This is a genomic window from Virgisporangium ochraceum (genome assembly GCF_016863655.1).
GTDB classification, from domain to species: Bacteria; Actinomycetota; Actinomycetes; order Mycobacteriales; family Micromonosporaceae; genus Virgisporangium; species Virgisporangium ochraceum.
In genome coordinates this window covers 13,683-32,855 of sequence record NZ_BOPH01000146.1, presented here as the reverse complement: position 1 = coordinate 32,855, position 19,173 = coordinate 13,683, and the positions used below count along the sequence as shown (strand labels likewise).

The window sequence follows — 19,173 nt, the reverse complement described above, 5'->3', positions numbered from 1 at the left end:
AGATCGGCAAATCCGTCCGGAGGTCACCGGGAGTGATCCAGGCCACCCCCGTACCCTTTGTTCACGTGGACCGGATTCGCGCGCTGCTGGGTACGCCGGCCGCACTGCGGCGACTCGCCGTCGCCTCGATCATCGCCAACGTCGGAATCGTGATCACCGGTGGGGCCGTGCGGCTCACCGGCTCCGGTCTCGGCTGCCCCACCTGGCCCCGCTGCACCGAGGACTCCTTCGTCACCACACCGGAGATGGGCATCTACGGGGTGATCGAGTTCGGCAACCGGCTGCTCACGTACGTGGTGGGCCTGATCGCACTGCTCGGGCTCGTCTCGGCGCTGCTGCAGCGCCGGCGCAGCCGCCGCACGGTGCTCCTGGCCGGCGCGGTGCTCGCACAGATCCCCGCCCAGGCGGTGGTCGGCGGCATCACGGTGCTCACCGACCTCAACCCGTGGGTGGTCGGCTGCCACTTCCTGGTGTCCATGGTGATCATCGGGTTCACGTACGCGTTGTGGCGCTCGGCGATCGCCGACACCGCGCCCCTCGACCGACCCACCTGGGCCGCACCCCGCGCGTTGCGGCACCTCGGGCTGGCGGTGCTCGCGGCCACCGCCGTGACCCTGCTCCTCGGCGTGGTGGTCACCGGCAGCGGTCCGCACGCCGGTGACGCCGACGCCCGCCGCAACGGCCTCGACCCCGAAGCGGTGACCCAGCTGCACGCCGACGGCGTGTTCCTGCTGGTCGGGCTGTCGCTCGGCGTGCTCTTCGCCGTGTGGGCGGTCGACGCGCCGCGGGTGGTGCGACGGGCCGCGGCCGTACTGCTGCTCGTGGAGCTGGCACAGGGCCTCGTCGGGCTGGTGCAGTACGTCACCGACCTGCCCCGGCTCCTTGTCGCCGCGCACATGGCCGGCTCGTGCGCGGTGCTGCTGGCCGCGCTCGCCGTCTACGCGAACCTGCGACGGGCGTACCGGACGCCGCTCACGCCGGTCCACGCGCAGTTGCCCGACGCCCTGACACGGCCGCAACCACCGACCGAACCCAGAACCCGGCCCAGAACCCAGCCCAGGAAGGCCAAGGCCAAGACGAAGTGAAAGAGATCGTCGTCTTCAGCGGAAGTGCCCACCCCGACCTGGCCGACGAGATCTGTGCCCACCTCGGGCAGCCGCGGCAGCCCGTGCGCACCATCCGGTTCTCCAACGACTGCCTCGAGGTGCAGCTGCAGGCCAACTGCCGCGACCGCGACGTGTACATCGTGCAGCCGCTGGTGAAGCCGGTGCAGGACAACCTCGTCGAGCTGCTGCTCATGCTCGACGCGGCGCGCGGCGCCTCGGCCGCCCGCGTCACCGTGGTGATGCCGCACTTCGCCTACGCGCGCTCGGACAAGAAGACCGCACCGCGCATCTCCATCGGCGCCCGGCTGGTGGCCGACCTGCTGGTGACCGCCGGCGCCTCCCGGGTCCTGACGATGACCCTGCACGCGCCGCAGGTGCACGGGTTCTTCAGCGTGCCGGTCGACCACCTGCACGCGCTGCGCGAGCTGGCCGGTCACTTCCGCCAGTACGACCTCGACAACGCGGTCGTGGTGTCGCCCGACCTCGGCAACGCCAAGCCGGCGGCGGCGTTCGCCCGCATGCTGGGCGTCCCGGTGGCCGCCGGTGCCAAGGAGCGCATCAACGACGACAAGGTGCAGATCGCGGCCGTGATCGGCGACGTCGACGACCGCGACGTGATCGTGCTCGACGACGAGATCGCCAAGGGCACCACGATCCTCGAGCTGCTGCACCGGCTGCGCGAGCGCAAGGTCCGCTCGATCCGCACCGCGTTCACCCATGGTCTGTTCGCGGGCGGGTCGCTCGACCGCCTCGCCGCCCAGGACGACGTGCTCGAGATCGTGTGCACGAACACGGTGCCGGTGGCGGCGACCTCGCCCAAGCTGCGGGTCCTGTCGGTGGCACCGGCGCTGGCCGAGGCGATCCGCCGGATCCACCACGGCGAGTCGGTCAGCGCCCTGTTCGACTGAGCTCCGCCTCGGCGGCGGCGATCGCCTCCCGGTCGAGCCGCCGCAGATGCCAGCTCTGGTTCCGGCGGATCGCGACCGCCTCGGCGAGGAGGTCGGGAACGCCCCGGCCGAGCAGCCCCCGGATCAGCGCTCCACCGGCGCCCGGCCAGGGAAACCACTCGTTCCGCGCCCGGGCTGCGCGCCACAGCGCGCCCGCCGCGGCGGCGCCCTCGTGCTCGGCCGCATCGGCGATGAGGGCCGTCCAGGCATACGTGATCGCGTAGACGCCCGACCCTCCCAGCGCCTGGGCATCGGCGGCGGCGAGGTCGCGGTACCGCGCCAGCGCGCCGGCCCGGTCGCCCTCCGCGTAGGCGGCGTCGGCGGCAGCCAGGAGGTCGGACACCCCGGGTCTCCCGTCGTCGCCGGCTGTGTCGTCCCCGTCCGGCCAGATCTCCTCGAGCTCTTCCGTCGCCGCGCGGAGCGGCTCGACCTCGTCCTCGTCGATGCCGTTCGCGACCGCGAGGTCGCACAGCCCGAGGATCTCCGCGGTCCGCTCCTCGAGCCGGTCGAGGACGGTCACGGCCCGGTCGATGCGGCCGTACGCGGTCATCAACGCGAGGACGCCGCGCAGTGACGGGTCCGCGGAGTCGCCGTACGCCTCGATCGTGTCGGCGATGTCGGCCCAGTCGGGAAACGGCGAGAGCGTCTGCGCCGGGTCGAAACCCGCGGCGAGCCAGGCCGGCATCCGGCGCGACGCGATCAGCGCGGCGGCGGTCGGTGGCACCTCGACCTCGATGAGCGGCACCGGACCGGCTACATCGACCCGACGATGGCGTCGGCCAGCCGCGCCGGGGCGCGCTCGTCGTGGGCGAGGAACAGGGACGGCTCGGTCAGCTCGACCTCCAGGAGCACCGGCTCACCCGCCGCGTCGGGGATGAGGTCGACGCGCACGTAGAGCAGGTCGGCGCGGTCGAAGGGCAGGGCGTCGAGGACCCGCTGCGCCACGTCCCGCTCGGCGTCCGACGGCTCGCGGGGCGAGATGTCCTCCTCGCGGTACAGGCCGTCGACCCCCGTGTCGGGGCCGGTGAGCAGGGCGCCCTTGCGGATGGCGTGGGAGTAGGTACCGCGGAGGTGTACGAGCGCGGTCTCGCCGGCCGTGTCGACGGCCGTCAGGTACGGCTGCACCATCACCGTGCGGCCGGCGTCGGTCAGGCGCCGCACGTGGGCGGCCGCCAGGTCGCGCTCGTCGGGACCGTAGCGGCCGGAGTCGATGCTGCCCGCGCTGACCGAGGGCTTCACCACGATGGGACCGTCGTCGGCCGGCTCCCAGGTGCCGCCCGGCTCCACCCAGGTGGTGGGCGTGGTGGGGACGCCCGCGGCGGCGAGTTCGCGGAGGTAGCGCTTGTCGGTGTTCCACTCGACGGCGGCGACCGGGTTCGCCAGCCGCGGCACGCGGCGGGCCCAGGCGAGGAACTCGCCGAGCCTGGTGGCGTAGTCCCAGGTGGAGCGCAGGACGGCGAGGTCGTACCCGGCCCAGTCGACGGCGGGGTCGTCCCAGGCGGCCGCCTCGGCCCGGACGCCGCGTTCCTTCAGGGGACGCAGGAGCAGTTCGTCGTCGGGGTCCAGCCCGTTCAGGGCCCCGCATGTGACGAGCGCGACCCGGGACGCCTCCCGGGCCGCGCTGGCGGTGATGTTGGTCTGGTGAACGGGACTACCTCGCGAGGGCACGGCGGGCCATGGACCGCCAGAGGTCGTTGCTGGGACGCATGTTGTCCATCAGCTCCCGCTCCCACTCATTCTCGACGACGACGCCGGCCCTGGCGCACGCCTCCCGGGCGACATCGGTGGCCGGGGCGAACTGGTCGCCCCACGCGCCGTCCTCCCCGACGAGCACGATCCGGCAACCCCGCCGCCCGACATATTCGATGACAGCTTTCGCGCCGCCGTGGTCGCCGGCGAAGGACCGGAGACCGGCGATGAGGCCACCGTCAACCGGCGCCTCAAGCGTCATCGTCGTATGGGAACCATCTGCCATGACGGCCACGATAGGCACATCGCGCCCGTGTGCGGGGGGTTTCAAAAGAGGTTTGTGACCCTGGACACTGCCAGTTTAGAACGATCGCTGCCCAGTTTGTCCCGATTCATCGGGACAAATGCCTGCTAAGCAGCCCTGCGGCCTCTACCCCTCGAAAGGGTTTCGCATACACACCGTAATGGCATATCAAAAGCGGCGTGTCGCGGACATTTCAGGCAGAAAACCGGCCCTCGACCGAACGTCCGATCCGGCCTCAGCCGAATAGCGAATCGACGCCCACCGCGACGAACAACAGTGTCAGATAAGTGATCGACCAGTGGAACAGTCGCATCGGCCGGGTCGGCTGTCCACGGAACGCACGGCCGGCCAATCGATGCGCCTCCATCACGAAGAGTGCACCGACGATGATCGCCGTCAATCCGTAGATCGGGCTCATCCCCAGCGGCCAGACCGCCAGGCTGGCCGCCACCGTCAGCCAGCTGTAGACGACGACCTCGATGCCGACCCGGCGCATGCTCGCCACCACCGGCAGCATCGGGATACCGGCCCGGGCGTAGTCGTCCTTGAACTTGATGGCCAGCGCGTAGAAGTGCGGCGGCTGCCAGAGGAAGACCACCGCGAACAGCGCCCAGGCCCGCGCGTCGAGGCTGCCCGTGACCGCCGCCCACCCGATGAGCACCGGCGCGGCGCCGCAGGCACCGCCCCACACGGTGTTGGCCGGCGTGGTGCGCTTCAGCCACATCGTGTAGACGAGGTCGTAGTAGGCGATCGCCCCGACCGTCAGCGCCGTGGCCAGCGGGTTGGTGAACACCGCCATCAGCGTGGTCGAGATGATCCCCAGCACCAGGCCGAACACCAGCGCGCTGCGCGGCGACACGGTGTGGGTCACCAGCGGCCGGCGGGCCGTGCGCTTCATCAACGGGTCGATGTCGCGGTCGATGTAGCAGTTCAACGCGTTCGCCGACCCGGCCGCGAGCGCGCCACCGACGAGCACCACGACCAGCGTGGAGATCGGCGGCAGGCCACCCGCGGCGAGGAACATCGTCGGCAGCGTGGTGACCAGGAGCAGTTCGACGATCCGCGGTTTGGTGAGGGTCAGGTACGCCTTGGCGACAGCGCCGTAACGCGGCTTCGCGGCCGCGCGGGCCTGCCGGCGCGCGGCGGCCACGGCGCCCGGCGACACCGGACGCAGCGGAAGATCGGTAGCAGCGGGGCGTGACCGGCCGGACTGCTCGGTAACCGCCGTCACACACCCACCCCTGAATCGCTTGGCTTGTCGACGTCCCGCCATACGGACGCCCTTGCGCATCCTAGAACAGCGCAAACGCGCGTCGGGCCGCGGCCCGGAAGATCCGCGAGGGACCGCAACCGGGGTCGCCATCCGTATCCAGAACGTCAGGAGAAAGACGACCGTCCGCCATCCACGCAGGTGTTGAATGAAGGCGGTGCCCGGCATGCGGGCAATGGCGAGATCCGAAGGGTTCTCGGCCCAGGTGGTGGGTAGGGTCACGAGTGAGACATCAAATCGTTATTGAGGAGCAGCGAGCGCCGTGTCCACTGAAGTAAGTGTGTCCGCCGACCTGCCCGGATCCGGCGAGCTGACCTGGTCGGATCTCGACCGCCGGGCGACCGACACGGTCCGGGTCCTCGCGATGGACGCCGTGGAGAAGTCCGGAAACGGCCACCCCGGTACCGCGATGAGCCTGGCACCGGCCGCGTACCTGTTGTTCAACCGGGTGCTGCGGCACGATCCGACCGACCCCACCTGGATCGGGCGCGACCGGTTCGTCCTGTCGGCCGGACACTCCAGCCTGACCCTGTACATCCAGCTCTACCTCAGCGGCTACGGCCTGTCGCTCGACGACCTGAAGTCGCTGCGGCAGTGGGACTCGCTGACACCGGGCCACCCCGAGTACGGGCACACGGTCGGCGTCGAGACCACCACCGGCCCGCTCGGGCAGGGCCTGGGCAACGCGGTCGGCATGGCCATGGCCTCCCGCCGCGAGCGCGGCCTCTACGACCCCGACGCCGCGCCCGGTGAGAGCCCCTTCGACCACTTCGTCTACGCGATCTGCTCCGACGGCGACATCGAAGAGGGCATCAGCCACGAGGTCAGCGCGCTCGCCGGTCACCAGCAACTGGGCAACCTCGTCTTCATCTGGGACGACAACGAGATCTCGATCGAAGACGACACCCGCATCGCGAAGAGCGAGGACGTCGCCGCCCGGTACGAGGCGTACGGCTGGCACGTGCAGACCGTCGACTGGCGCGGTGAGAAGGGCTATACCGAAGACGTGGAGGCGCTGTTCGAGGCGCTGCAGGCCGCGAAGGCCGAGACGTCGAAGCCGTCGTTCATCGCGCTGCGCACGGTCATCGGCTGGCCGGCGCCGAACAAGCAGAACACCGGCAAGATCCACGGCTCGGCGCTCGGCAAGGACGAGGTCGCCGCCACCAAGAAGGTGCTCGGCTTCGACGCCGAGAAGTCGTTCGAGGTCGCCGACGAGGTTCTGCAGCACGCGCGTCAGGTCGTCCAGCGCGGGCGTGCCCTGCACGCCGAGTGGAACAAGGGCTACGAGGCCTGGCGCTCGGCCAACCCCGAGCGCGCGGCGCTGCTGGACCGGCTGAGCACCCGCACCCTTCCCGACGGCTGGACGAACGCGCTGCCGACGTGGGAGGCCGACACCAAGGGCATCGCCACCCGGGCCGCGTCCGGCAAGGTGCTCGGCGCGCTCGCATCGGTGCTGCCGGAACTGTGGGGCGGCTCGGCCGACCTCGCCGAGAGCAACAACACTACGATGGAGGGCGAGCCGTCGTTCGTCCCGTCGGAGTTCGCCACCAAGGCGTTCCCGGGTCACGAGTACGGCCGCACGCTGCACTTCGGCATCCGCGAGCACGGCATGGGCGCGATCCTCAACGGCATCGTGCTGCACGGTGGGACCCGGCCGTACGGCGGCACGTTCCTGGTCTTCAGCGACTACATGCGTCCGGCGGTGCGGCTCGCCGCGCTCATGAAGATCCCGGTGATCTTCGTGTGGACGCACGACTCGATCGGCCTCGGTGAGGACGGCCCGACGCACCAGCCGATCGAGCACCTCACCGCGCTGCGGGCGATCCCCGGGCTCGACGTGGTGCGGCCGGGCGACGCCAACGAGACGGCGCAGGCCTGGAAGAACGCGCTGGAGCACACCGACCGGCCCACCGCGCTGGTGCTCACCCGGCAGAACCTGCCGATCGTCGACCGTGGCGAGTTCGCGAACGCCGACGAGACGGCCAAGGGCGGCTACATCCTCAAGGACGCGTCGAACGGCCAGCCCGAGGTGATCCTGATCGCCACCGGCTCCGAGGTGCCGCTCGCCGTGGCCGCGCAGGAGCAGCTGGAGGCCGCGGGCACGCCCACGCGCGTCGTCTCGATGCCGTGCCAGGAGTGGTTCCGGGCACAGGACCAGGCCTATCAGGCCCGGGTGCTGCCGCCCGACGTGCTGGCCCGGGTGAGCGTCGAGGCCGGCATCGCGATGTCGTGGCGCGACCTCGTCGGCCCGTACGGCGAGTGCGTGAGCATCGAGCACTACGGCGCCAGCGCGCCGTACCAGGTCCTGTTCGAGCAGTTCGGCTTCACCCCCGACCGGGTGGTCGCGTCGGCGCGGGCGTCGCTGTCGCGCGCCGGCGTCATCAAGGGCTCCACCACCGGTAGCTGAAGGAGAGAGACGACAAATGACGGACAGACTGGCTCAGCTGAGCGCCGCCGGCGTGGCGGTATGGCTCGACGATCTCTCCCGGCAGCGCCTCGAGAGCGGCACCCTCGCCGACCTGCACCGCGACAGGCACGTCGTCGGCGTCACCACGAACCCCACGATCTTCGCCAAGGCGCTGTCCGCCGCCGACGACTACGCCTGGCAGGTCAAGGACCTGGCCGCGCGCGAGGTCACGGTCGACGAGGCCACCCGCATGCTCACCACGTACGACGTGCGCTGGGCGTGCGACGTCATGAAGCCGGCGTACGACGCGTCCAACGGGGCCGACGGGCGGGTGTCGATCGAGGTCGACCCGCGGCTGGCCCACGACACCGACAAGACCATCGCCGAGGCGAAGGCGCTGTGGTGGCTGGTCGACCGGCCCAACCTGTTCATCAAGATCCCTGCCACGAGGGCGGGCATTCCGGCGATCACCGCGGTGCTCGCCGAGGGCATCTCGGTGAACGTGACGCTGATCTTCAGCCTCGAGCGCTACGGCGCGGTGATCGACGCGTTCCACGCCGGCGTCGAGCAGGCCAAGGCCAACGGCAAGGACGTCAGCGACCTGCAGTCGGTCGCGAGCTTCTTCGTCTCGCGGGTCGACAGCGAGATCGACAAGCGGCTCGACAAGATCGGCTCACCCGAGGCGAACGCCTTGAAGGGCAAGGCCGCCGTCGCCAACGCCCGCCTCGCCTACAAGCTGTACGAGGAGAAGTTCTCCAGCGACCGGTGGAAGGCGCTCTCCGGCGCCAACCCGCAGCGGCCGCTGTGGGCGTCGACCTCGACGAAGAACCCCGAGTACCGCGACGTCATCTACGTCGAGGAGCTCATCGCGCCCGGCACCGTCAACACGATGCCCGAGCCGGTGATCCACGCGTTCGCCGACCACGGCGAGACCAAGGACTCGATCCGACCGTTCTACGAGCAGGCCGAGCGCGAGTTCGCCCAGCTCTCCGAGGTCGGCATCGACCTGGACGACGTGTTCGAGACGCTGGAGCGCGAGGGCGTCGAGAAGTTCGAGGCGTCGTGGAACGAGCTGCTCGACGGGGTCCAGAAGTCGCTGGACGCGGCGCGCGAGGGTGCCGACAAGCCCAACAAGGCGGCCGGGAAGTGAACCAGCTCGACATCGAGGGAGCCGCCGGGCTCTCCGTGCGGGGCGCCCGGCAGGTGCCGGGCGCCACCCAGGCCTACGACAAGCTCGTCGACGACGGCGTCGCGGCCAAGCTGGTGGACAAGGACCCCACGCTGTGGGGTCCCGCCGCCGAGGCGGAGTCGAAGATCCGGCTGGGCTGGGTCGACACCCACCGCCGCGGCCGCGAGCTGCTCCCCCAGCTCGCCGAGCTGCGCAAGGAGCTCACCGCGCGCGGGCTCGACCACGTGGTGCTCGCCGGCATGGGCGGCTCGTCGCTGGCACCCGAGGTCATCACCGCCACGCTCGGCAAAGAGCTGACGATCCTCGACACCACCGACCCGCACCAGATCCGCCGGGCCCTGGGCGACCGGCTGTCCCGCACGGTCGTGGTCGTGGCGAGCAAGTCCGGCTCGACGGTCGAGACCGACAGCCACCGCCGGGCGTACCTGGCGGCCTTCGAGGAGGCCGGCCTGGACGACATCGGTGGGCGATTTGTGGTCGTCACCGACCCGGGGTCACCTTTCGAGGGCACCGCCCGCGAGATGGGTGCGCACGTGGTGCTCGCCGACCCCGAGGTGGGCGGGCGGTACAGCGCGCTCACCGCGTTCGGGCTGGTGCCGAGCGCGCTGGCCGGCGTCGACGTCGCGGAGCTGCTCGACCAGGCCGACGAGTTCCACGCGTCCCTCGCCGGCGACACCGGCAACCCGGCGCTCGCCCTCGGCGCGGCGCTCGGCGCGGCGGCGCTCTCCGGCCGCGACAAGGTCGCGCTGATCTCCGACGGCACCGGCATCATCGGCCTCGGCGACTGGGCCGAGCAGCTGCTCGCCGAGTCGACCGGCAAGGAGGGCCGCGGCATCCTGCCGGTCGTCGTCGAGACGCCCACCAGCCCCGGCGCCATCGGCTCCGACGTGCTCACCGTCACCTACGGGGGCGCGCTCGGGCCCGACGCGGTGCCCGGCGCCGGCGTCGACCCGCACCTGTCGGTCAACGGCCCGCTGGGTGCGCAGTTCCTGGCGTGGGAGTTCGCCACGGCTATCGCCGGCCGGGTGATCGGCATCAACCCGTTCGACCAGCCCAACGTCGCGGAGAGCAAGGAGAACACCAACCGCATCCTCGACAGCGGGCTCCCGTCGGCGTCGCCGTCGTTCGTCGACGGCGCGATCGAGGTCTATGGCACCGGATCTTCTCTGGCCGAAGCCGTGCATCACATGTTGAGCGCCGCCGAGCCCGGAGGCTATGTCGCGGTGATGGCCTACCTCGACCGGTTCGGCGACGCCGCGGTCGCGGAGGTCCGCTCCCTGCTGGCCGCGCAGACCGGCCGGGCCGTGACGTTCGGCTGGGGGCCGCGGTTCCTGCACTCCACCGGCCAGTACCACAAGGGTGGGCCGCAGGAGGGCGCGTTCCTGCAGATCACCGGCGCGGTCACCGACGACTCGCCGGTGCCCGGCAAGCCGTACACGTTCGGCGAGCTGATCGCCGCGCAGGCCGGTGGTGACCGGCAGGCACTCTCCGGGCGGCACCGGCCGCTGCTGCATCTGCACCTCACCGACCGCAAGGCCGGTATCGCCCAGCTGCTCGAGGCATTGCGCAAAGGCTGAGTAGATGAACATCTCCACGAACCCGCTCCGGGACCCGCAGGACCGTCGGCTCCCGCGGATCCCGGAGCCGTGCGCCCTCGTGATCTTCGGCGTCACCGGCGACCTCGCCCGGAAGAAGCTGATTCCGGCGGTCTACGACCTCGCGAACCGCGGCCTGCTGCCGCCCGGCTTCGTCGTGCTGGGCTTCGCGCGTCGCGACTGGGGTGACGGCGACTTCGAGACGATCGCCAAGGCGGCCGCCCAGAAGCACGCCCGCACGCCGTGGAGCGAGGACGTCTGGGCCCGCGTGCACGGCAACATCAAGTTCGTGCCCGGGTCGTTCGAGGACGACACCGCGTTCGACCAGCTCGCCCAGACGCTCGACGAGCTGCACAAGACGCACGGCATCCCGGGCAACGCGGCGTTCTACCTGTCGATCCCGCCGGCGGCGTTCCCGATCGTGCTCAAGCAGCTCGGGCGCACCGGCATGGCCGACAACAAGCGCAGCGGCGGCTGGCGCCGGGTCATCGTGGAGAAGCCGTTCGGCAACGACCTGCAGTCGGCCAAGGAGCTCGACGCGCTGGTCGACGACGTGTTCACGCCGCGCGACGTGTTCCGCATCGACCACTACCTGGGCAAGGAGACGGTTCAGAACATCCTCGCCCTGCGGTTCGCGAACGCGTTGTTCGAGCCGGTGTGGAACTCGCACCACGTCGACTCGGTGCAGATCACGATGGCGGAGGACGTCGGCATCGGTACGCGGGCCGCGTTCTACGACTCCGTCGGCACCGCCCGCGACGTGGTGCAGAACCACCTTCTGCAGCTGCTCTCGCTGATCGCGATGGAGGAGCCGACCAGCTTCTCCCCGAACCAGATCCGCGCCGAGAAGCTCAAGGTGCTCCGGGCGATCGCCCCGCCGAAGGACGTGGCGGCCGACACCGTGCGCGGGCAGTACCTGCCCGGCTGGGTCGCCGGCGAGCGGGTCAAGGGCTACCTCGAGGAAGAGGGCGTGCCGGCCGACTCGAAGACCGAGACCTACGTGGCGATCAAGCTGGGCATCCAGAACCGTCGCTGGGCCGGGGTGCCGTTCTACGTGCGGGCCGCCAAGCGGCTGCCGCGGCGCGTCACCGAGATCGCGATGCTGTTCAAGAGGGCGCCGCACCTGCCGTTCGACGCCGACGACGTCGAGATGCTCGGCAACAACCAGCTGGTCATCCGGGTGCAGCCCGACGAGGGTGTGGTGCTGAAGTTCGGCTCCAAGGTGCCCGGCACCGCGATGGAGCTGCGCGACATCGCGATGGACTTCTCCTACGGCGAGGCGTTCACCGACTCGAGCCCCGAGGCGTACGAACGGCTCGTGCTCGACGTCCTCATCGGCGACAAGACGCTGTTCCCCGATGCCGCCGAGGTCGAGGCGAGCTGGGCGGTGATCGATCCGCTGGAGGAGGCGTGGGCGGGCACGACGCCCGAGACGTACCGGTCCGGTGAGTGGGGGCCGCGCGCGGCCGACGAGATGCTCGGCCGCGACGGCCGGGCCTGGAGGCGGGCATGATCTCTCTGTGGGACACCGACGGCGAGTCGGTCGCGCACGCGCTCGCCGCCGAGCGCCGCAGCGCCGGCGGCGTCGCGAGCGGCATCGCGTTGACGCTCGTCGTGGTCGTCGACGAGAAGAGAATCCGGGACGCGGAGGCGGCGGCCACGGTCGCGGCGGCCGCCCACCCCTGCCGGATCATCATCGTCGCCCGGTACGACGTGAAGATCGAACAGTCGCGGCTCGACGCGGAGATCGTGGTCGGCGGGCGGCTCGGCCCGTGCGAGGCGGTCGTGATGCGCATGCGCGGCCGGCTGGCCCTGCACGCCGAGTCGGTGGTCATGCCGCTGCTGGCGCCCGACGTGCCGGTGGTCACCTGGTGGCACATGGTGCCGCCGGACCGCATCGCGCACGACCCGCTGGGGGTGGTGGCCGACCGCCGGATCACCGACGCGTCCCAGTCACCCGATCCGGTGGCCGCGCTGCGGACCCGCGCCGACGACTACGCCCCCGGCGACACCGACCTCTCCTGGACCCGCACCACCCCGTGGCGCACGCTGATCGCCGGCGCGTTCGACGCGTTGCAGGGCCCGATCGAGGGCGTGTGCGTGCGCGCGCCGGAGAACGACCCGTCGGGTGCCCTGCTCCGCGGCTGGCTGCAGGCCCGGTTGGGGGTCGTTCCGACCCTGGAGACCGCGCCGACGCTGGCCGGGGTGCGGGTGACCCTCGGCGGTGGCGTCGACGTCGAGCTGGAGGCCCAGCGCGACAACACGTGCATCCTGCGGCGGCCGGGGCTGCCCGAGCGGGTGCTGCCCCTGGTCGGCCGGGCGTTGGGTGACGAGCTGGCCGAGGAGCTGCGCCGGCTCGACCCCGACCAGCCGTACGCGGCGGCCCTCGGCGCCGTCACCGGTACCACCGGGCTCGACGGTCGCTCGCCGGTGCGGGTCCACGTCTGGCACGATCCGGCCCTGGCCGAGCGTCCCGAGGCTGTGTATGCCGCGTGACGTCTGAATCTTCGGTGGTGGTCCACTCGGACCCGGATGTCCTCGCCCATGCTGCCGCCGCCCGCCTGGCGATCAAGCTGCTCGACGCCCAGACGGTGCGCGGCACCGCCTCGGTGGTGCTGACCGGTGGCACGATCGCCGCGAAGATGTACCGTGCGCTGGCCGAGGCGCCGGTGAGCGACGCGGTCGACTGGTCCCATGTCCATTTCTGGTGGGGCGACGAGCGCTTCGTGCCGGCCGACAGCGACGACCGCAACGAGAAGCAGGCCCGCTCCTCCTTGTTGGACCACATCCCGGTCGATCCGGCTCTGGTCCACCCGATGCCCGCCTCCGACGGCGCCGACGGCGACGACCCGGAGGCGGCGGCGGAGAGATACGCCTCGATGCTCGCCGACGCGGCGAAGCCCGGTACGGCCCGGCTGCCCCATTTCGACGTGGTACTCCTCGGCGTCGGCGAGGACGGGCATGTGGCCTCGGTCTTCCCGGAGCACCCGGTGGCGTACGAGACCCGCCCGGTGTCGGCGGTGCGGGGCAGCCCGAAGCCCCCGCCCGTCCGCACCACCCTGACCCTCCCCACCATCAACACGGCCGAGGAGGTCTGGCTGATAGCGGCCGGCCCCGGCAAGGCCGACGCGGTGGGTTTGGCACTGAGCGGCGCCGGCCCGGTACAGATCCCGGCGGCGGGGGTGCGGGGCCTGGAACGGACGTTCTGGCTCCTGGACCGAGCGGCAGCCGCCCACGTGGCCCCCAAGTTCCGCAGCCTCCGCCGCTGACCCTCTGCCCGCCTCGCCCTCCGCCGCCCTGCCGCGCCCGCATCGCCCTCGGCCTGCCCCGCCCTGCCGCCCGCGGCTGGGCCCGTGCCCGGCGCTTGCCCGACGCCGGCCCGTGCGCCGCTGGCCCGTGCCCGACGCTCGCCCGTGGCTAGCCTGTGCCCCGGCGCTGGCCCGTGCGCCGCTGGCGCACGCTCGCCGCCCCCGCCCGGTGCGCCCGCGCCCGCCGCACCGCGCCCGCCGCCCTTCTCCCGCCGATCTTGCAGTTGTGGCCCCGGATAAGCCCGGACATAGCGCGAGATAGGGGCGGCCATGACTGCAAGATCGGCGCAGGAAAGAGGGGTGCGCGGCCAGGCCAGGGAGCAGAGGCGGCGGGCGGCCGGTGGCTAGGGTCAGCCGCAGCCAGGGCCAGCCGCAGCCAAGGGCAGCCCGCGGCCGGAGTCAGTGGCTGGGGGTTAGCGGCGGCGTTGCCTTAGAGCGGCCAAGGCCTCGTCGAGGATGGCTTGGCCGTCGGCCTCGGAGCGGCGTTCCTTTACGTACGCGAGGTGGCTCTTGTACGGCTCGGCGCGGCGTGGGGTGGGCGGGTTCTCCTCGTCCTGGCCGGCGGGCCAGCCGCAGTGGGGGCAGTCCCAGTTCAGCGGGGGCTCGATGTCGGCCGCGAAGGATGGGTCGGTGCTGTGCCCGTTGGCGCAAAAGTAGCGGATCGTGCGGCGGGGCACCTGCTCGGACCTCTCGGTCCACCGGATCGGGCCGGCACCCACCCGGGTGCCTCGGATCGCGTTGCCACCGCCCATTGCCTGCTCCCAGGGTCTGCGCCTGAGACCGCTGCCTGAAATGCGACTCGTGCGCGGCCCGTCATCGGACCGCGCACGAGTTTATGCGCAGATGGGGTACTTACGACGTACCCGTCGCCATGGCAACCTTCAGCCACAAGCCCAAACCGACAATGCACGCGAACCAGATAATGCCGACAAGGACCGTGTAGCGGTCGAGGTTCTTCTCCGCCACGGAGGAGCCGGCCAGGCTCGAGGAGACGCCGCCACCGAACATGCTGGACAGGCCACCACCCTTGCCCCGGTGCAGGAGCACGAGCCCTGTCAGCAGAACGCTCGTGAGCACGAGGAGCACGATCAGCGTGTACGCGAACGCCATCATCGCGAGTAGTTCCTTTCCTGGCATGCGGCGTCGCCGGCAGCATCGGCCGGACGACGTACACAGGATAGCCGGACGACGATAGTTCGGCTCGCCCGGCCACCCTGGGTGAGTTCTTCTACACGCCCAACCGACAGATCAGCGTGAAGTCCTTCGGGTCGAGGCTGGCGCCGCCGACCAGGGCACCGTCGATGTCGGGCTGGGCCATGATCGCTGCGACGTTGCTGCCCTTCACCGAACCGCCGTACAGGATACGCACGCGGTCGGCCGTGTTGCCGAACTTGTCGGCCAGCCGGTTACGCAGCGCGCCGATGACCTCCTGCGCATCCTCCGGCGTGGCCGTCTTGCCGGTGCCGATCGCCCACACCGGCTCGTAGGCGATGACGACCTTCTCGACGTCGTCGGCCTTGAACTTGGCCAACGCGCCGTCGAGCTGGTTCACCGTGTAGGCCACGTGCTCGCCCGACTCACGGATGTCGAGACCCTCGCCCACGCAGATGATCGGCGTGATCTCGTTCGCCAGAGCCGCGCGGGCCTTGGCGTTGACCAGGTCGTCGCCCTCGTCGTGGTACTGGCGGCGCTCGGAGTGGCCGACCACCACGTACGTGCAGCCCAGCTTCGCCAGCATCGGGCCGGAAATCTCACCGGTGTAGGCGCCCTTCGGGTGCACCGAAAGGTCCTGCGCGCCGTAGCCGATCAGCAGCTTGTCGCCGTCGACCAGCGTCTGCACCGACCGGATCGCGGTGAACGGCGGCAGCACCACCACCTCGACGTCGGTCAGCTGCTTCTCGGTGAGCGAGAACGCCAGCTTCTGGGTGAGCCCGATGGCCTCCAGGTGGTTGCCGTTCATCTTCCAGTTACCCGCCATGAGCGGGCGGCGCAGCGACTTGTCAGCCATCCGCGGACTCCAATGCCGAGACGCCGGGTAGGTCCTTGCCCTCGAGGAACTCCAGCGACGCACCGCCGCCGGTGGAGATGTGCCCGAACGCCGCCTCGTCGAGGCCGAGCGCGCGCACCGCGGCCGCCGAGTCGCCACCGCCGACGACGGTGAACCCGTCGACCCTGGTGATCGCCTCGGCCACGCCGCGCGTGCCGGCGGCGAACGGCGCCAGCTCGAACACGCCCATCGGGCCGTTCCAGAAGACGGTCTTCGCGCCGTTCAACGCCTCGGCGAACTGCTTCGTCGACTCCGGGCCGATGTCGAGCCCGAGCCGGTCGGCCGGAATCGCGTCGGCGGCAACCACGTCGTGGTCGGCGTCGGCCGCGAAGGCGGTGGCCGCCACCACGTCGACGGGCAGCACCAGCTTGTCGCCGGCCTCGTCGAGCAGCTTCCGACACGTGTCGACCATGTCGTCCTCGAGCAGCGACTTCCCGACCTCGTGACCCTGGGCCTTGAGGAACGTGAAGCACATGCCGCCACCGACGAGCAGCTTGTCGACCTTCGGCAGCAGCGCGTTGATGACCGCGAGCTTGTCGGAGACCTTCGAACCACCGAGCACCACGACATACGGGCGCTCCGGCTCGCCGGTGAGCTTGCGCAGCACCTCGACCTCGCGCAGCACCAGCCCACCCGCGTACGCGGGCAGCAGCTTCGCGACGTCGTACACGCTGGCGTGCTTGCGGTGCACCGCGCCGAACGCATCGTCTACATAGGACTGTCCGAACGCCGCCAGCTGCTTGGCGAACTCGGCCCGCTCGGCCTCGTCCTTGCTCGTCTCCCCCGCGTTGAACCGGAGGTTCTCGAGCAGCGCGACGTCGCCGGCGCCCAGCGCGTCCACTGTGGAGCGTGCCGACGGCCCGACGGTGTCGGCGGCGAACGCGACCGGCGAACCCAGCAGCTCGCCGAAGCGCTCGGCCACCGGCGCGAGGCTGAACTTCGGGTCCGGCGCGCCCTTCGGGCGGCCCAGGTGCGAGCACACGACGACCGCCGCGCCGGAGCGCACGAGGGCCTGGATCGTCGGCAGCACCGCGCGGATGCGCCCGTCGTCACTGATGACGCCGGGCTTCTCCTTGTCGAAGGGGACGTTCAGGTCGGCGCGCACGAGGACGCGCCGACCTTCGACCCCCTCGGTGAGCAGGTCGTCGAGAGTCTTCATCAGAGCGACGAACCGACCTTCACGACCAGGTCGACGAGGCGGTTCGAGTAGCCCCACTCGTTGTCGTACCAGCCGACGACCTTCACGAGGTTGCCGGTGGCCTTGGTGAGCGGCGCGTCGAAGATGCAGCTCGCCGGGTCGGTGACGATGTCGGCCGACACGATCGGGTCCTCGGTGTAGCTCAGGATGCCGGCCAGCGGGCCCTCCGCGGCGGCCTTGACCGCGGCGTTGACCTCGTCGGCGGTGACCTCGCGCGACAGCGTGACCGTGAGGTCGGTGGCCGAGCCGGTCGGGATCGGCACGCGCATCGCGAAGCCGTCGAGCTTGCCCTTCAGCTCCGGCAGCACCAGGCCGATCGCCTTCGCGGCACCGGTGGAGGTGGGCACCACGTTCAGGGCGGCGGCGCGGGCGCGGCGCAGATCCTTGTGCGGGCCGTCCTGCAGGTTCTGGTCCTGCGTGTAGGCGTGGATCGTGGTCATGAGACCACGCTCGATGCCGAAGGCGTCGTTGATCGCCTTGGCCATCGGCGCGAGGCAGTTCGTGGTGCAGCTCGCGTTCGAGATGATGGTGTGCTTGGCCGGGTCGTACTGGTCGTCGTTGACGCCGAGCACGACGGTGAAGTCCTCACCCTTGGCCGGAGCCGAGATGATGACCTTCTTGGCGCCGCCGGCGACGTGCGCCTTGGCCTTGCTGGCGTCGGTGAACAGACCGGTCGACTCGATCACCACGTCAGCGCCGAGGTCGCCCCAGGGCAGCTTGCCCGGGTCGCGCTCCTCGAACACCTTGAAGGTCTTGCCACCGACGGTGATGTCGTCGGCCGTGGCCTTCACCTCCGAGCCGAGCCGGCCCAGGATGCTGTCGTACTTGAGCAGGTGCGCCAGCGTGGCGTTGTCGGTGAGGTCGTTGACGGCCACGACTTCGATGTCGGCGCCCTTCGCCTGGGCAGCCCGGAAGAAGTTGCGGCCGATCCGGCCGAAGCCGTTGATACCAACCCGGACGGTCATGAACGTCTCCTAGCATCGTCGCGCTGGCGCCGCTACCGGGCGCCGGACAGGGACCGGCCTCGTCGCCGTAACGGTTAGAACACTATCGCCCGCGCGAGGCACCGCGATGCCCGGGGTTAGACGACTTCCTCCACCAGCATGTCGGGTGTGACCACCGACTCAGTGTCGGGAATCCCCAGGTCACGGGCGCGCTTGTCGGCCAGGGCCAGCAGACGCCTTATACGGCCCGCGATCGCGTCCTTGGTGAGCGGCGGGTCGGCCAGGGCGCCCAGCTCCTCCAGTGACGCCTGCCGATGCTCCAGACGCAGGCGACCCGCACCGATCAGGTGCTGCGGCGCGGCGTCCCCCAGAATTTCCAACGCCCGCGACACGCGCGCGGCCGCGGCCACCGCGGCGCGCGCGGACCGGCGCAGGTTGGCGTCGTCGAAGTTCGCGAGCCGGTTGGCCGTCGCGCGGACCTCGCGGCGCACACGACGCTCCTCCCACTTGAGGACCGTCTGGTGCGCGCCCAGGCGCGTGAGCAGCGCACCGATGGCGTCGCCGTCCTTGACCACGACGCGGTCGACGCCGCGCACCTCGCGCGCCTTGGCGGTGAGCCCGATGCGGCGAGCGGCCCCGACCAGCGCCAACGCGGCCTCCGGCCCCGGGCATGTGATCTCCATCGCGCACGAGCGGCCCGGCTCGGTGAGCGAACCGTGCGCGAGGAACGCGCCACGCCACGCGGCCACCGCGCAGCACACGTTCGCGGCGACCACGTGCGGCGGCAGCCCGCGCACCGGACGGCCACGCACGTCGAGGAGACCGGTCTGCCGCGCCAGCGCCTCGCCGTCCTTCACCACGCGGACGATGAAGTGGCTGCCCTTGCGCAGCCCGCCGGACGCGAGCACGTGCGTCTCGCACTGGTACCCGTAGACGTCGGAGATCTCGCGCAGCAGCCGCCGCGCGGTCTTGTTCGCGTCGAGCTCGGCCTCGACGACCACCCGGCCCGACACGATGTGCAGGCCACCGGCGAACCGCAGCAGCGCGGCCATCTCCGCCCGCCGGCAGCACGGCTTGGCCACATCGACCAGAGCTAGCTCTTCCTTGACCTCGGCGGTCATCGCCATCGTGATCTCACCTCGGAAAGTCTTCGACGGACTGAAACCGTT

The 19,173-nt window shown here is 71.0% G+C and carries 18 protein-coding genes; 8 read left to right on the top strand and 10 right to left on the bottom strand.

Going from position 1 to position 19,173, the window contains the following annotated elements; all coding sequences use genetic code 11:
• Positions 1-65 precede the first annotated feature (65 nt).
• Both Voc01_RS49295 and Voc01_RS49290 read left to right on the top strand, forming a co-directional pair.
• Complete coding sequence (locus Voc01_RS49295; RefSeq protein ID WP_203934728.1) at positions 66-1,085, top strand: COX15/CtaA family protein; 1,020 nt, start codon at positions 66-68, stop codon at positions 1,083-1,085.
• Complete coding sequence (locus Voc01_RS49290) at positions 1,082-2,014, top strand: ribose-phosphate diphosphokinase (protein WP_203934727.1); 933 nt, start codon at positions 1,082-1,084, stop codon at positions 2,012-2,014. Before Voc01_RS49295 ends, Voc01_RS49290 begins: the two co-directional genes overlap by 4 nt.
• Here Voc01_RS49290 and Voc01_RS49285 read toward each other — a convergent pair.
• The 4 genes from Voc01_RS49285 to Voc01_RS49270 all read right to left on the bottom strand — a co-directional run bounded on the left by Voc01_RS49285 (position 1,995) and on the right by Voc01_RS49270 (position 5,220).
• Positions 1,995-2,798: a hypothetical protein gene (locus Voc01_RS49285; RefSeq protein ID WP_203934726.1), complete on the bottom strand. Its 804-nt coding sequence runs from the start codon at positions 2,796-2,798 to the stop codon at positions 1,995-1,997. The genes Voc01_RS49290 and Voc01_RS49285 overlap by 20 nt on opposite strands.
• Positions 2,799-2,806: 8 nt before the next feature.
• On the bottom strand, positions 2,807-3,721 hold the full coding sequence (locus Voc01_RS49280; RefSeq protein ID WP_373873974.1) for an ATP-grasp domain-containing protein: 915 nt from the start codon (positions 3,719-3,721) through the stop codon (positions 2,807-2,809).
• Complete coding sequence (locus Voc01_RS49275) at positions 3,705-4,028, bottom strand: hypothetical protein (protein ID WP_203934725.1); 324 nt, start codon at positions 4,026-4,028, stop codon at positions 3,705-3,707. Before Voc01_RS49275 ends, Voc01_RS49280 begins: the two co-directional genes overlap by 17 nt.
• Before the next feature lie 253 nt (positions 4,029-4,281).
• A complete protein-coding gene (locus Voc01_RS49270; RefSeq protein WP_373873976.1) occupies positions 4,282-5,220 on the bottom strand; it encodes a heme o synthase in 939 nt (312 codons plus the stop codon).
• A 376-nt stretch (positions 5,221-5,596) separates the two neighbouring features.
• Here Voc01_RS49270 and tkt point away from each other — a divergent pair, with 376 nt between their 5' ends.
• From tkt to pgl, 6 genes are read left to right on the top strand one after another with little or no spacing between them, the layout of a single operon-like run.
• A complete protein-coding gene (gene tkt / locus Voc01_RS49265; RefSeq protein ID WP_203934768.1) occupies positions 5,597-7,723 on the top strand; it encodes a transketolase in 2,127 nt (708 codons plus the stop codon).
• Positions 7,724-7,739: 16 nt separating this feature from the next.
• A complete protein-coding gene (gene tal / locus Voc01_RS49260) occupies positions 7,740-8,873 on the top strand; it encodes a transaldolase (RefSeq protein WP_203934723.1) in 1,134 nt (377 codons plus the stop codon).
• Positions 8,870-10,489 carry a phosphoglucose isomerase-related protein gene (locus Voc01_RS49255; protein WP_203934722.1) on the top strand — a complete coding sequence of 540 codons (1,620 nt, stop codon included), beginning with the start codon at positions 8,870-8,872 and terminating at the stop codon, positions 10,487-10,489. The genes tal and Voc01_RS49255 overlap by 4 nt, the downstream gene beginning before the upstream one ends.
• A gap of 4 nt (positions 10,490-10,493) precedes the next feature.
• Positions 10,494-12,020, top strand: a complete 1,527-nt coding sequence (gene zwf, locus Voc01_RS49250; RefSeq protein ID WP_203934721.1) for a glucose-6-phosphate dehydrogenase — start codon at positions 10,494-10,496, stop codon at positions 12,018-12,020.
• Positions 12,017-13,003, top strand: coding sequence for a glucose-6-phosphate dehydrogenase assembly protein OpcA (locus tag Voc01_RS49245; protein WP_203934720.1), 987 nt, complete (start codon positions 12,017-12,019; stop codon positions 13,001-13,003). Before zwf ends, Voc01_RS49245 begins: the two co-directional genes overlap by 4 nt.
• Complete coding sequence (gene pgl, locus Voc01_RS49240; protein ID WP_203934719.1) at positions 13,000-13,776, top strand: 6-phosphogluconolactonase; 777 nt, start codon at positions 13,000-13,002, stop codon at positions 13,774-13,776. Before Voc01_RS49245 ends, pgl begins: the two co-directional genes overlap by 4 nt.
• A 452-nt stretch (positions 13,777-14,228) precedes the next feature.
• Here the strand turns inward: pgl and Voc01_RS49235 are convergent, their stop codons facing one another.
• The 6 genes from Voc01_RS49235 to whiA all read right to left on the bottom strand — a co-directional run bounded on the left by Voc01_RS49235 (position 14,229) and on the right by whiA (position 19,131).
• A complete protein-coding gene (locus Voc01_RS49235) occupies positions 14,229-14,567 on the bottom strand; it encodes an RNA polymerase-binding protein RbpA (RefSeq protein WP_203934718.1) in 339 nt (112 codons plus the stop codon).
• A gap of 100 nt (positions 14,568-14,667) precedes the next feature.
• Positions 14,668-14,928, bottom strand: a complete 261-nt coding sequence (gene secG / locus Voc01_RS49230; RefSeq protein WP_203934717.1) for a preprotein translocase subunit SecG — start codon at positions 14,926-14,928, stop codon at positions 14,668-14,670.
• Positions 14,929-15,043: 115 nt separating this feature from the next.
• On the bottom strand, positions 15,044-15,823 hold the full coding sequence (gene tpiA, locus Voc01_RS49225; protein ID WP_203934716.1) for a triose-phosphate isomerase: 780 nt from the start codon (positions 15,821-15,823) through the stop codon (positions 15,044-15,046).
• Positions 15,816-17,021 carry a phosphoglycerate kinase gene (locus tag Voc01_RS49220; RefSeq protein WP_203934715.1) on the bottom strand — a complete coding sequence of 402 codons (1,206 nt, stop codon included), beginning with the start codon at positions 17,019-17,021 and terminating at the stop codon, positions 15,816-15,818. Before Voc01_RS49220 ends, tpiA begins: the two co-directional genes overlap by 8 nt.
• Positions 17,021-18,025: a type I glyceraldehyde-3-phosphate dehydrogenase gene (gene gap / locus Voc01_RS49215; protein ID WP_203934714.1), complete on the bottom strand. Its 1,005-nt coding sequence runs from the start codon at positions 18,023-18,025 to the stop codon at positions 17,021-17,023. The genes Voc01_RS49220 and gap overlap by 1 nt, the downstream gene beginning before the upstream one ends.
• Before the next feature lie 116 nt (positions 18,026-18,141).
• A complete protein-coding gene (whiA, locus tag Voc01_RS49210) occupies positions 18,142-19,131 on the bottom strand; it encodes a DNA-binding protein WhiA (RefSeq protein ID WP_203934713.1) in 990 nt (329 codons plus the stop codon).
• Positions 19,132-19,173 lie beyond the last annotated feature (42 nt).